The 13025-nt window shown below is 64.1% G+C and carries 16 protein-coding genes; 4 read left to right on the top strand and 12 right to left on the bottom strand.

Annotated features, from left to right (window positions below):
• Positions 1-56: 56 nt before the first annotated feature.
• From flgI to motA, 12 genes are all read right to left on the bottom strand, one after another.
• A complete protein-coding gene (flgI, locus tag JQ580_RS17250; RefSeq protein ID WP_212281258.1) occupies positions 57-1187 on the bottom strand; it encodes a flagellar basal body P-ring protein FlgI in 1131 nt (376 codons plus the stop codon).
• Positions 1184-1660 (bottom strand): flagellar basal body P-ring formation chaperone FlgA, encoded by a 477-nt coding sequence (flgA, locus tag JQ580_RS17245; RefSeq protein WP_212281257.1) that lies wholly within the window; start codon positions 1658-1660, stop codon positions 1184-1186. The genes flgI and flgA overlap by 4 nt, the downstream gene beginning before the upstream one ends.
• Positions 1661-1673: 13 nt before the next feature.
• Positions 1674-2462, bottom strand: coding sequence for a flagellar basal-body rod protein FlgG (gene flgG / locus JQ580_RS17240; protein ID WP_212281256.1), 789 nt, complete (start codon positions 2460-2462; stop codon positions 1674-1676).
• 18 nt (positions 2463-2480) lie between these two features.
• Positions 2481-2810, bottom strand: a complete 330-nt coding sequence (gene fliE, locus JQ580_RS17235) for a flagellar hook-basal body complex protein FliE (protein WP_212281255.1) — start codon at positions 2808-2810, stop codon at positions 2481-2483.
• Positions 2811-2812: 2 nt separating this feature from the next.
• Positions 2813-3229: a flagellar basal body rod protein FlgC gene (gene flgC, locus JQ580_RS17230; protein ID WP_094977116.1), complete on the bottom strand. Its 417-nt coding sequence runs from the start codon at positions 3227-3229 to the stop codon at positions 2813-2815.
• A gap of 11 nt (positions 3230-3240) precedes the next feature.
• Positions 3241-3642: a flagellar basal body rod protein FlgB gene (gene flgB / locus JQ580_RS17225; protein ID WP_106948452.1), complete on the bottom strand. Its 402-nt coding sequence runs from the start codon at positions 3640-3642 to the stop codon at positions 3241-3243.
• Positions 3643-3706: 64 nt separating this feature from the next.
• Positions 3707-4792 (bottom strand): flagellar biosynthesis protein FlhB, encoded by a 1086-nt coding sequence (gene flhB / locus JQ580_RS17220; protein WP_212281254.1) that lies wholly within the window; start codon positions 4790-4792, stop codon positions 3707-3709.
• A 13-nt stretch (positions 4793-4805) separates the two neighbouring features.
• A complete protein-coding gene (locus JQ580_RS17215) occupies positions 4806-5846 on the bottom strand; it encodes a flagellar motor switch protein FliG (RefSeq protein WP_094893600.1) in 1041 nt (346 codons plus the stop codon).
• Between the two features lie 2 nt (positions 5847-5848).
• Positions 5849-6238 carry a flagellar motor switch protein FliN gene (fliN, locus tag JQ580_RS17210; RefSeq protein ID WP_212281253.1) on the bottom strand — a complete coding sequence of 130 codons (390 nt, stop codon included), beginning with the start codon at positions 6236-6238 and terminating at the stop codon, positions 5849-5851.
• Between the two features lie 74 nt (positions 6239-6312).
• Positions 6313-6624: a hypothetical protein gene (locus JQ580_RS17205; protein ID WP_212281252.1), complete on the bottom strand. Its 312-nt coding sequence runs from the start codon at positions 6622-6624 to the stop codon at positions 6313-6315.
• The gene (locus JQ580_RS17200; protein WP_212281251.1) at positions 6605-7543 is read right to left on the bottom strand and encodes a flagellar motor switch protein FliM; all 939 of its coding nucleotides are present in this window, start codon (positions 7541-7543) and stop codon (positions 6605-6607) included. The genes JQ580_RS17205 and JQ580_RS17200 overlap by 20 nt, the downstream gene beginning before the upstream one ends.
• Positions 7540-8436, bottom strand: a complete 897-nt coding sequence (gene motA / locus JQ580_RS17195; protein WP_028145751.1) for a flagellar motor stator protein MotA — start codon at positions 8434-8436, stop codon at positions 7540-7542. Before motA ends, JQ580_RS17200 begins: the two co-directional genes overlap by 4 nt.
• Before the next feature lie 143 nt (positions 8437-8579).
• Here motA and JQ580_RS17190 point away from each other — a divergent pair, with 143 nt between their 5' ends.
• The 4 genes from JQ580_RS17190 to JQ580_RS17175 all read left to right on the top strand — a co-directional run bounded on the left by JQ580_RS17190 (position 8580) and on the right by JQ580_RS17175 (position 12853).
• Positions 8580-9365: a DUF1217 domain-containing protein gene (locus tag JQ580_RS17190; RefSeq protein WP_212281250.1), complete on the top strand. Its 786-nt coding sequence runs from the start codon at positions 8580-8582 to the stop codon at positions 9363-9365.
• A 3-nt stretch (positions 9366-9368) separates the two neighbouring features.
• On the top strand, positions 9369-10097 hold the full coding sequence (gene flgF, locus JQ580_RS17185) for a flagellar basal-body rod protein FlgF (RefSeq protein WP_212281249.1): 729 nt from the start codon (positions 9369-9371) through the stop codon (positions 10095-10097).
• Positions 10098-10138: 41 nt separating this feature from the next.
• On the top strand, positions 10139-11464 hold the full coding sequence (gene fliI, locus JQ580_RS17180; RefSeq protein WP_212281248.1) for a flagellar protein export ATPase FliI: 1326 nt from the start codon (positions 10139-10141) through the stop codon (positions 11462-11464).
• 753 nt (positions 11465-12217) lie between these two features.
• Positions 12218-12853: a MarR family winged helix-turn-helix transcriptional regulator gene (locus JQ580_RS17175; RefSeq protein ID WP_212281247.1), complete on the top strand. Its 636-nt coding sequence runs from the start codon at positions 12218-12220 to the stop codon at positions 12851-12853.
• Positions 12854-13025: the final 172 nt, after the last annotated feature.

Below are 13025 nucleotides of genomic sequence, written 5' to 3'. Positions count from 1 at the left end.
CGATTCTCGCTTCAGACCCGAGCATTGAGCGAGCATGCTTGCACGACGCTTGCGCATCATTGCACGATGACATCGGCCTGAAGCGCACCAGCCGTCTTGATCGCCTGCAGGATCGCGATGATGCCCGAAGGCTTCAGTCCGATCTGGTTCAGCCCGCGCACCAGGCGCTGCAGATCGACCCCGCTGAGGATCGCCACCTGCGATCCGGCCTCGTTGGCCTCGACCACTGTCTGCGGGACCACCACGGTCTGCCCGCGCGAGAACGGCGCCGGCTGTGACACCACCGGCATCTCCGTGACACGAACCGACAGATTGCCGTGGGTCACCGCAACGGTCGATATCCGCACGTCGCGCCCGATCACCACAGTGCCGGTGCGCTCGTTGATCACCACCCGTGCCGGCGTATCCGGCTCGACCGTCAGCTCGCCGATCTCGGCGAGGAAACGGACGGGGCCGATGTGGCGCGGCTTCGACAGCACGATGGTGCGATAGTCGCGCTCGAAGGCGATCTGCGCGCGGTAACGTCCGCCGGCGAAGCGGTTGATGGCGTCCAGAATGCGCGTCGCGGTGACGAAGTCGGGGTTCTTGAGCTGCAGCACCAGGAACTCCATCTCGTGGAGACTTCCCTGCACCTCACGCTCGACCAGCGCACCGTTCGGAATGCGCCCGGCCGTCGGCGTGCCCTGGCTGACGTTCTGCGCCTGGCCCCCGACGCTGAAACCGGCGACTGTGATCGCACCCTGCGCCACCGCATAGACGGCGCCGTCGGCCGCGCGCAGCGATGTCATGACCAGCGTACCGCCGAGCAGCGACGTCGCATCGCCGAGCGACGACACGGTCACGTCCATGCGCTCGCCGGGCCCGATCGAGGGCGTCAGGTCCGCAGTCACCATCACGGCCGCGACGTTGCGCGTGCGCAGCGTCGTCGGGCGCGGGGGATTGTTGGTGCTCGTGGTCTCGTTCCTGACATTGATGCCCATGTTCTCGAGCATCGATTGCAGGGACTGCTCCGTGAACGGCGCGTTGCGCAGCGTGTCGCCGGTACCGTTCAGGCCGATGACGAGGCCGTAGCCGACGATCTGGTTTTCTCGCAGACCCTTGATATCCGCGATGTCCTTGATGCGGACGGCGGCATGGGCGCAGGCGGCCGAAAGCAGCAGGATGAGCGCAAGCAGTATTCTGGTCATGACCCGTCCATGACCTTCACGGTCCCGTCGGGCTGGACCACGCCCTTGATGATCACCCCGGTATCCGTATTGCGCACCGGGATCAGCGCGCCGGACGCGCCCGATTGCATCGCCGAGCCGTAAGTGACGATGGACAGGCCGCTGTCCTCCACCACGACCTTGACCATGGCGCCGCGGGCGACGGTCCAGGGATCCTCCACCGCGTTGGTCGGGATGGGCTGGCCCGGCAGCAGCGCGCGCCGCGCCATGCGCCCGACGAGGACCTGCCGTCCTTCGATGAACATGGCGACGCCGAGTACGTTCGGCGCGAAGGCGCGCTCCGTGATCATGTCGTCCCTGATCAGCTCGCCGCCGCGGATCGACACCGCCGGCACGGGAAGCCGCTTCTCATCGGCCGTGGCGAGGCGTACCGAAGCCAGAACCAGCAGCACGGCGGCCAACCCGCGCACGATCAGACCCACCCTGTTCAACATTTGGACACCGGAACTAGCGCATGCCCTTCGATACCGTCTGGGCCATTTCGTCCGAGGCCTGGATGACCTTGGCATTCATTTCGTAGGCGCGCTGTGCCGAGATCAACTCGGTGATTTCCTTGACCGGGTCGACGTTCGAGGCTTCGAGCCATTTCTGGTTGATCTTGCCGTAGCCGGAGTCGCCCGGCAGGCCGACGACCGGCGTGCCCGACGCCGTGGTCTCGCGATAGAGATTGCCGCCCAGCGGTTCGAGGCCCGCCTCGTTGGCGAAGTTGGCGAGGTTGAGCTGGCCGATCTGACGCGGGTTCACCTCGGTATCCAGCTTGGCGAACACCTGCCCGGTCTGGTTGACCGTGACCTCTACGGTGCCCTGCGGGATCGTGATGGCGGGATCCAAGAGATAGCCGTCCGTGGTGACGAGCTGGGCGTTGGCGTTGGGCGTGAACGAACCCGCGCGCGTGTATTGCACCTCGTTGTTCGGGCCGAGCACCTGAAACCAGCCCCGGCCGTTGATCGCCATATCGTAGGGATTGCCGGTCTGCGTCAGCGCGCCCTGGATGTGCAGTTTGCGGATCGCTGCCGACTTGACGCCAAGACCGAGATTGGCGCCTTCCGGGATCGGCGATGAGCCGTTGACGTTGGCGACGCCCTGCATGCGGTCCATCTGGTAGAACAGATCGGTGAACTCGGCGCGCGCACGCTTGTAAGAGGTCGAGTTGATGTTGGCGATGTTGTTCGCGATGACTTCGATATTGGTCTGCTGGGCGTTCATGCCCGTGGCCGCAATGGCGAGCGATTTCACTTATCCCACTCCTTCAGATCAAATCGACATCCGGACGACTTCCTGGTAGGCCTGCACGACCTTGTCGCGAACCGCGACCGCCGTCTGCAGGGCCTGCTCGGCCGACATCAGCGCCTCCACGACCTTGCGGGTCGATTCCTTGCCCTGCATCGCCGAGATCGACGCCGCCTCGCCCGCCTTCAGCGTCCCGATCGCGTCGGTCGTCACCTGCTTCATCACCGATTCGAAGCCGACATCGTCGACGGACTGAATCGCGGTCGGCGCCGTCGGCGCGATGGCCTGTGCCTCGGTCGCGCGGCTTGCTGCCTGTCCTGCGGAGACCGCCGTGGATGAAATCGCTTCAAGCATTGTCAGCTCCTCAAGAGATCGATCGTCATGCCGAGCATCGACCTCACCTGTTTCACGACCTGGAGATTGGCCTCGTAGGACCGGTTGACTTCCCGCATGTCGGCCATTTCGATCATCATGTTGACGTTCGGCATCTTGACGTAGCCGGCCTTGTCAGCGGCAGGATGCCCTGGATCGTATTCGACACGGTACGGCGTGGTGTCGACCCCGATCTCCTTGACCTTCGCCAGCTGCGACCCCGAAGCACGGTCCATCGCGGCATCGAAGGTGATGGTCTTGCGCTGATAGGGATCGGCACCGGCCGTGCGCCCCGTCGAAGTCGCGTTCGCGAGGTTCTCCGAGACGATGCGCATCCGCGTCGACTGCGCTTCGAGCCCTGAGCTCGCGACCGTCAATGACGCTTGCAGTGAGTCCAGCATGTCAGTTCACCTCAGGCCTTCGCACTGGACAGGACCATGCGGTGGAACGACCGCACGATCGCCGAATTCATCGAATAGTCGCGGCTTACGTCGCTGCCCTTGATCATTTCCTGCTCGAGGCTGACCGAGTTGCCTGAATGAACGACTTCCCAGCTGTCCTTTTTCGCGGTCGCCCGCGTGTCAGTCTCGGCTGCGGCCAGCTGCATGTGCGAGGGCGACGTCGTGGCAAGCCTCACCGGCATGCCGTCGAGCACCTTGTTGAAGGGCTCGACGTCGCGGGCCTTGAAGCCCGGCGTGTTGGCGTTGGCCACGTTGGTGGCAATGGTCGACTGGCGGAGCTCGAGGTACCGCGCCTGCGACGATGCGAGTTCGAAGAGATAAAGCGGTCCCACGACAGCCCCGTTCTGGTCCATTCGGGAAAAGCCTAGGGCGTTAAGCTTTCGTCAAGCTGTTGGGCACGACGTCGTCCTCGGAAATCTACTGGACCTTCTCGGTCCGCGGCGCCTGTTTGGACTGCAGGAAGTAGATGATTTCGGCCACGGGTCGGAAGAACTCCGCCGGAATCACCTGATCGACCTGGACGGCCTCGTAGAGTGCGCGTGCCAGCGCCCTGTTCTCGATCACGGGAATCCGGTTTTTCTCGGCAACCTCTCGAATCTTCAGCGCGATCACGTCCATGCCTTTGGCCACCACGAGAGGTGCGGGATTTTCCTCGCGGTTGTAGCGCAGCGCAATCGCGAAGTGCGTCGGGTTCGCGATCACCAGCGTCGCGCGGGATGCGGATGCGATCATCCGCTGCCGCGAGCGGTCGCGCGCCAGCGAGCGCAACCGCGCCTTGATCAGCGGATCGCCTTCCGCCTGCTTGTGCTCGTCCTTGATCTCCTGCTTGGTCATGCGCAGCTCGCGCCGCCAGTGGAAGCGCGCCCAGGCGAGATCGATCGCCACAAGGACGATGGTCGCGATGCAGATCGCCGAGACAATTCGCATCGCGATGTTGAGAATCATCTCCGGCAGCGCAACCGGGTCGGTGTACATCGCCTCGAACGCCTTCGCCTCCGACGAGCGCAGGACGAAGGCGACCACGGAAGTCACCGCGGCCAGCTTGAACAGCGACTTGGCGAACTCGACCAGTCCCTGCTTTCCGAACAGACGGCTCCAGCCGCCGATCGGAGAGATTCGCGACAGGTCTGGCTTGATACGCTCCAGCACCAGGCGCGGGGCGTTCTGCAGCAGCGAGGCGGCGAGCCCGAACGCGCCGAGGGTGACGACCAGCGGCACCAGGAAGCGCAGCGCCTCGAGACTGACCACTGTGAGCAGGTTCTGCGCGTCCGCGCCGGTGGAGAGCGGGAAGCCATCGGGATCGTCCAGCAGGTTCTTCAGGGTCGGCGTCAATTGCTGGACGCCCTGGCCGATCAGGAACGCCTGAATGACCATCAGCGCGGCCATCGAGGCGAAAATAGAGGCCTCCCGAGAGACCGGGATCTTGCCCTGTTCGAGCGCATCACGGACTTTCTTCTCGGTCGGCTCTTCTGTCTTGCTCTCCTGATCGGATGATTCTGCCATGCCCGTTCAGCGGTCAGCGAAAGACCAGCTCATCCTCCTGGTCGGGGTTGAGCTCGATTTCGCCCTTCTCCGCGAGGTCGAGCGCGAGATCGGTGATGACGCGGCGCGCCTCCAGCACGTCGCGCTGATTCGACGGCTCGCCGATGGCGAGCTCGTGCTCGACGACGCGGCGCACGCGCGAGGCGACCGCAGACAGGATCAGCTCGCGGAAATGCTTGTCGGTGCCCTTCAAGGCGACGACGATACGATCGGTCGGCACCTGGTCGAAGATCATGGTGCGCGCCTTCGGCGCCAGGTTGATGACGTCGTCGAAGGTGAACAGCAGCTCCTTCAGCACTTCGGCCGATTTCGGCCGCTTCTCCGAAAGGCTCTTGAGCATGTCCTCGATATGCCCGCGCTCCATTTTGTTGATGATGTCGGCGACGCGGGCGTAAGTGTCGGCGCCGAGGTTGCGGGCGAAATTGAGCGTCAGATCCTCATGCAGCGTCTTCTCGAGAACCTTCATCGCATCGTCGACGATCGGCTTGAGGCTGAGCACGCGCCGCATCAACTCGTTGCGCAGGCTCGAGGGCAGCTGGCTCATGACCTTGGCGGCGCAGGCCGGCTTGACCTTGGACAGGATCAGCGCGGCGGTCTGCGGGTGCTCCTTGGACAGGTAGGTCGCCAGCGAATTTTCCGACACCGACGAGACGCGATCCCAGACCGACCGGCTCGAATTGCCGAGCAGGTCCGACATGATCGCCGTGACCTGATCGGCAGGAAGCACGTCGCCGAGCACGGCCTCCAGGCCACCGAGGGTGCCGAGAATGTTTGCGCCCATCGAGAACTGCTGGGCGAACTCCTCGACGATGGATTCGAGTTCCTGCGCCGTGATCGGCCGCAGTTCGGCCGCGGCCTTGGTAACGATGCGAATGTCCTGCGGCTCGAATTGCGCGAGCACGCTCGCGGCTGCCTGCCGGCCCATGGCAAGCAGCAGCGCCGCGACCTTTTCTGTGCCGCCAAGCGTGGCAACGCCTCGCTGCTTGACGGGAGCGATGCCGACCTGTGCCGCCATGGTCAGCTATCACCCTGCCCCAGCGGCCCGACGATCTCGGTCAGCGAAACACCGAAGCGGGAATTGTCCTCCTCGACGACGACCACCTCTCCACGGGCGACGATGCGGCCGTTGACGACGACGTCGACGGGCTCGCCGACCCTGTGGTCGAGCGGGACCACCGCGCCGCGCCCGAGCTTCATGAGGTTCGCCACCGGTATGGTCGCCGATCCCAGCACCACCTGCATGGTGACCGGAATGCGCAGGATGGCATCGACATTGGCGAACTTGCCGGTCTCCTCCGCCGTGCGCGCGGCAATCTCCGCGAGCCGCTCAAGCGGGGTCGTATCGGTACGCCCCTCGTCGGCGGCAGGTGCTCGCGTGGCAGAGTCATAGTCGAAGGATTGCGCCATCTGGTATTGCCTCTTGGTATTCCGCTCCCGGAGCGCCCTGGCGTTCCGCTCGTAAGGGTTCTGCCGGCTCTCTCTTAGTGCTTGTTCACCTCGGCGCCGCCTGCAGTCGCGGGCGCGAGCCCGCTCCTCGCATCGAGAGCCGCGATCACCTCGTGGGCCTGATCGATCTTGGTGCTCAGCACGTTGGCGAGGCGCCCGAGATTGGCGGTGGAATCATGCGCCGCGGTGATGACCGTGTCAAAGGCACCCGCCGTCTCGTGGATGATGGTGGTGAATTCGCCCTGGTAGCTGCGCAGACGCGCCAGCTCGCGGTGCATCCGGGTCACCCGCATGCTGGTGAAGGCCAGCGCGATCAACAGCACGGCATCAACGAGATAGGATATCATCGACAAACTCCCGCTTCTGATCCACGGGATCGGCCACCTGCATGGCGTAATAGCCATCGAGCTGGCCGATCTGACACCAGAACAGCACCTGGTTGTTGCTCTCGAGGCGCGCCAGCGTGCGCGGCGTGGCCTCAAGCTCGAGAACCTGCCCCACCTTGAATTTCACGACGTCCTCGAGCGAAATCATCTTCTCGTCGAGCACCGCGCTCAGCGTCACTTCGGTCCTTTGGACCTCGCTCTCCATCTGCTCGCGCCAGCGCGGATCGGTCGCGCGGCCGTCGCTGACGACGACGTGAGCGAGCTTCTGCCTGAGCGGGTTGAGCGCGGAGTGCGGGATGATCAGGAACATCTGGCCGCCGCGGTAGAGCGCCTGCACCATCATGTTCGCGCAGATCGACATGTTGCTGGCCCGCCCGATCGCCAGCGAGGCCATCGCCGTCTCGACCCGCTCCACCCGGAAGGTGACGTTCGACGTGCCGGCGAAGGCGCTCTGCAGCGCCTTGGCGAATCGCTCGAACAGCGCCTGGACCAGGCGGATCTCGATGTTCGAGAAAGTGCGCTCGACGTCGAGCGGTGGTTCCGCCCCGTCGGATCCGAACATCGCCTCGACCATCGTGAACACGAAGTCGCGGTCCAGCACGATGATCACGCGCGAGTCCCACTGCTCGGCATAGAGCACGGCCGCAACCGCGTTGCCCTCATAGTCCTTGATGATGTCTCCGAGCGGATCGTTGGTGATGCCGTTGACCGAGAAATAGCACGGCGTTCCCGCCATCGGCTGCAGGCTGTCGGTGCAGGATGCCGCCATGCGATCGAAGATCACATTGAGCATCGGCATGCGTTCGATCGATATACCGGCGGCGTCCAGCAAATAGTTCGGCAGCTGCTTGCGCTGATCGACCTCGACGTCTTCCATCATGCGCGGGCCGCCTTGGGTTCGGGCTCGGTGACGACGGCCTTGGGACCCGCGATCGTCTCGTTCTCGACGACGTCGATCGACGGCCGCTCGGTGCTCGCGATCATCTTGCGGCCGTGCTCGACGGCGATCTGCGGCATGGCGCCGTTCATGAACGCCAGCAGCGTCTGCTTGACGATGATGTAGGGCCGGCACTTCTTCTCGCGCGTCATCTTGATCTTGATCGCGAAGGGCGAAAGGACGCCGTAGGACAGGAAGATGCCGGCAAAGGTGCCGACCAGGGCCGCGCCGATGAAGCCGCCGAGCAGCTTCGGCGACTGGTCGAGCGCGCCCATCGCCTTGATGACGCCGAGCACCGCGGCGACGATGCCAAGCGCCGGCAGCGCCTCGGACACCGTCACCAAGGCATGATAGGGCGCTAGCTTGCTCTTCACGATGGTGTGGATTTCCTCGTCCATCAGCGCCTCGATCTCGTGCGTGCGCGCGTTCCCCATGATGATGAGGCGGACGTAGTCGCAGATGAACTGGAGCAGCGAGGGATCTCCGAGCACGCTCGGAAACGCCTTGAAGATCTCGGAGGACGCGGGATCGTCGATATGCGCCTCGACCTCGTTGCGGCCCTTGCCCCTGAGCTCGCGCATCAGCGCGTGGAGCGCACCGAGCAGATCAAGATAATAGCGCTGGCCGGGCACCGCGCCGGTGATGGCCTGCATGCAGGCAACCCCGGTATCCACCACCGTCTTCCACGGATTGGCCACGATGAAGGTGCCGACCGCAGTCCCCATGATGATCACGAACTCCCACGGCTGCATGAGCACGGCCAGATGCCCGCCCATCGCGGCAAACCCGCCGAGCAGCGCCGCTACCGTGATGAAAATCCCCACGAAACTGCCCAACGCGCCGCTCCATCGCCGATCCCACCGGAAACATCTAGTCGGCGAGCCTTGCGCGGGGCTGGCTTCCCGCGTCGCCAGCCCCGCGCAAGCAATCGGCGGCAGCTTGGGTCGGCGTCGCAACAGCGGCCAGAGGGGCGCGTGTCATGCTATCCACCATCGCGGACTACACCAGGCTGACCAAGGACATGGGCAAGTCGCTGACGCAGGTCGCGACACAGCCGGATGTCAGCCGCGAGACCGACTATTTCCTGAGCCATATCGGCAACGTGAAGACGATTGACGACTTCCTGAAGGACTATCGCCTCTATTCCTACGCCATGAAGGCCTTCGGCCTCAGCGACATGACCTACGCCAAGGCGTTCATGCGCAAGGTGCTGACCGAGGGTGTCGGCAACAAGAACACCTTCGCCAACAAGCTGACCGACACCCGCTACCGGGAATTCGCCACCGCCTTCAATTTCGCTGCCCTCGGCAGCAACGCGACAAAGACCGCCCAGGCCACGACCGGGACGGCCACCCATTATGTCACGCAGACGATGGAGCAGAAGGCCGGCGACCAGAACGAGGGTCTGCGGCTGGCGCTCTATTTCACCCGCAAGGCCCCCACGATCACGACCGCCTACCAGGTTCTCGCGGACAAGGCGCTGACGCAGGTGGTTCAGACCGCGCTCGGACTGCCGGCGACGATCAGTTCAGCCGACATCGACGCCCAGGCCAAGATGATCACGAACAGGGTCAAGCTCACCGATTTCCAGGACCCCGCCAAGGTCACGAAGTTCGTGCAGCGCTTCGCGGCGATGTGGGACGCGACCCAGGCCCAGAGCGACAGCTCGACCAATTCCGCACTGATCCTGATCGGCGGCGCATCCTCGGCAAGCATGGACACCAACATGCTCGCGACTCTTCAGAACATCAGGTTCAACAGGTAAGTCATGCAATCGGCCCTCTATGTGGGACTGTCAGCCCAGGTCGCCCTCGAAAAGCGCCTTCAGACGATCGCCAACAACGTCGCCAACGTCAACACAGCGGCATTCCGCACCGATGTGGTGAAGTTCGAGACCGTGCTGTCCAAGGCCGGCGCGAACCCGGTCGCGTTCTCCTCGCCCGGCGACAACATCATCTCGCGCGAGCAAGGCAACATCACCGAGAGCGGCAATCCGCTCGACGTCGCCGTGGTCGGCCAGGGCTGGATCGCGTTCGCCGGGCCCAACGGCACGGTCTATACCCGCGACGGCCGCTTCCAGATCGGCGCCAACGGCGATCTCCAGACCGTGAGCGGATTTCCCGTCGTCGATTCCGGCGGCGCGCAGATCACGCTGGACCCGAACGGCGGACCGGTCTCGATCGCACGCAGCGGCGCGATCACCCAGGACAACAACGAGATCGGCACCATCGGCCTGTTCAGCATCCCCGCCGACGCCAATCTCGAGCGCTACGGCAATTCCGGCGTGACGCCGGACCGGCCGGCAAGCGCCATCGCCGATTTCTCCCGCGACGGCTTCAAGCAGGGCTATGTCGAGGGATCCGGTGCCAACCCGATGATGGAATTGACCAAGCTGATCGCGGCCTCGCGCGCTTTCGACGGCACCAATTCGATGATCGAGGGCACCGAGAGCTCACTGCAGAATGCGATCCGGACGCTGGGCGAACCCGGCAAATAGTCTGCGCCCGCGCGCAGTGAGATTGAGGTTGGACGGTTACCTTGAACGCTCTTCGGCAACTCGAGTGGGCGCTGCTGGAGCTTCAGCAAAGCACCCCCCTGGCAAGCGTCAGCGGCGCGATCTCCGAGATCGCGCCGACGCATTTTCGTGTCTCCGGCCTGTCGCGCTTCGTCAGGCTTGGCGAACTCATCGGCGTCACTTCGGGCGGCAAGCCGCAGATCGGCGAGGTGGTGCGAATCGACAGCGAGGGCATCATCGCCAAGCCGTTCGACCGCCAGTTCGCCGGCGGACTCGGTTCGGTCGCCTACCGGATGCCGCCCTTGTCCTTTGCGCCGGATCCGAACTGGAAGGGTCGCGTTATCAATGCTCTCGGCACGCCGCTGGATGGCTTGGGGCCCCTTACGCCGGGCCCCCAGGCGGTCTCGGCCGAGGCCGAGGCGCCATCGGCCATGAAACGCGCACGCGTGCACAAGCCGCTGCGCACCGGCGTACGCGTCATCGATCTGTTCGCGCCGATCTGCGCCGGCCAGCGCGTCGGCATCTTTGCCGGCTCCGGCGTCGGCAAGTCGACGCTGCTTGCGATGCTCGCCCGCAGCCAGGGTTTCGACACCGTGGTGCTGGCCCTGGTCGGCGAGCGCGGCCGCGAGGTGCGCGAGTTCATCGAGGACGTATTGGGCAACGATCGGCAGCGCGCCGTCACCATCGTGTCGACCGGAGACGAAAGCCCGATGATGCGGCGGCTGGCGCCGAAGACGGCCATGGCGGTCGCGGAGTATTTCCGCGGCCGGGGCGAATCGGTCCTGCTCATGGTCGATTCGATCACCCGTTTCGCCCATGCCGCCCGCGAGGTCGCGCTCGCGGCCGGCGAGCCTGCGGTTGCGCGCGGCTATGCGCCGACGGTCTTCACCGATCTGCCGCGCCTCCTGGAGCGCGCCGGGCCCGGCGAGGAAGGCTCCGGCACCATCACCGGCATATTCTCGGTGCTGGTCGACGGCGACGATCACAACGAGCCAATCGCCGACACCATTCGCAGCACGCTCGATGGGCACATCGTGCTCTCCAGGCACATCGCCGATCAGGCGCGCTATCCGGCTGTCGACGTTCTGGCCTCGGTCTCCCGCCTCGCGCATAACGTCTGGGATCCCGAAGAGCGTGAATTGGTCAGCAAGCTGCGCGCCTTGATCGCCAAATACGAGGACACGCGCGACCTTCGCCTGATGGGCGGCTATCAGTCGGGACGTGATTCGGGTCTCGACCAAGCGGTCGAAATGGTTCCGAAAATCTACAGCGCGATGCGCCAGGACGCTTCGGCTCCCCCGAGCGCCGATCCGTTCCGCGAGTTGCGGGATATGCTGAAGGGCGAATAGCAGCGCGACAGAGGACGCGACCGGCGGCGCTATCGCCTCCACCATTCGGGTGAGAACGGCGGGCGACTGCGTGCAAGTTACCGCTCAGGCGATTTGGCGGGCAAGACAACCAACAACCGCCGCGTGCAATTCCTGTGAGTTCCCCCGGCAATTCCGAGGCGTCACGCACAAGTTGTGGATGACGCGCCGAACTCATTCGTCATGCTGCACAAGGTTCGATCAATCTGCGTCGATCACGGACACCAGGATGTCGTGCAATCACGGCGTCGCAGAGTTGAGTGCATGTTGCTTGTCTGACAGCGTATTGCGTTCACCATCATGTGTCCCGAACAGCGAGATTGTCTTGAACGTTACATTCGACTGCGACGACATCCAGACTGCGCGAGCGTCTCTACTTGATTTTGTTGAGAAGCTCATTCATCGTTTCGACGGAACATAAGAAACGTCTGCGTGTGACTTGAACTCAGGGGCTTCGGTTGAGCTATTCCGATCCATCGTCCGTTGCCGACGACGACTTGGGCTCCCGCGCGACGACGACGCTGTTGGCACGTCCACGACGCGGTTTCTCACGCCGGAGCACGCGAGCCCCAGCGATCCGGGCCGGACGTGCTGCAAACCCTTCTTTCGAACGAGAGCTCGACACGATTCGCTCGCCGGACGGCAGCCGTTCGGTGTCGTTCGATGGACTCATAGGCCGGAACGCCGAGCGGCTCCGGAGCGCCGAAGACGACGTTTCGGGGGCGGGGTAGATACATGCCGTTGGCACGGGAAGCTGTCGAGCTGCTGGTCCAGGCGGCGAGGGCTTGGTATTTCGAAGGCAATCAGCATGGATTGCGCGACCGGGAATGGATGGCACTGCGCTTTCTCGGCCGTGCCAACAGATTTTCGCGAACGCCGTCCGCGCTCGCCGGCTTCATCGGCGCCACCAGAGCGACCGCATCGCAAATCGTGAAGACGCTGGAGAGCAAGTCCTTTCTGGTGCGCAAGCCGTCGCTGGAGGACAAGCGTTCCGTCGTCCTGCACATCACCGCTCAGGGCGAAAAATGCCTGAGCCAGCACGATCCGATCAATCACGTGGTCAATGCGGTCACCTCGCTCGGCAACGACGAATGCGTCAGGCTGCGCGATTCGCTCCGCGAGGTCCTCAATCATCTCGATGCGGCCCACCAGCGGCTCGACGCCAGCATCTGCCGCGACTGCATGTTTCTCGCCGAACGCAGCCCGGCGACTTCCAAGGCACGCGCGAGCGCCGAATTCATGTGCCGGCTGTATCGCGCTCCGATCTCGCTCGAGGAGACCGAACTGCTGTGCACCAGCTTCGAGCGCACCCGCGACCGCCCGAAGATCGAGGAGCATCTCGACCGCGCGCGCGTCGCAAGCCAGGGCTGAGAGCCTACAATTTTCGCGCCAGTGGCCTGTCTTTGAACGGATGGACCCGTCAGGGCTACTCATTCGGCGAAGCCGAATGTCGGTATGGCGTAATTTTTTAAGACAAGATTTTCGGAGCTATCAAACCAAACGCGGTCCCGTCGCCCGGATGGATGCCAACGTAATCCCTGGA

It is taken from the genome of Bradyrhizobium sp. SZCCT0148 (assembly GCF_018129985.1).
Classification (GTDB): Bacteria; Pseudomonadota; Alphaproteobacteria; order Rhizobiales; family Xanthobacteraceae; genus Bradyrhizobium; species Bradyrhizobium japonicum_H.
Note: the sequence above shows the minus strand (reverse complement) of the source record. Positions and strands in the feature narration are given on the sequence as shown.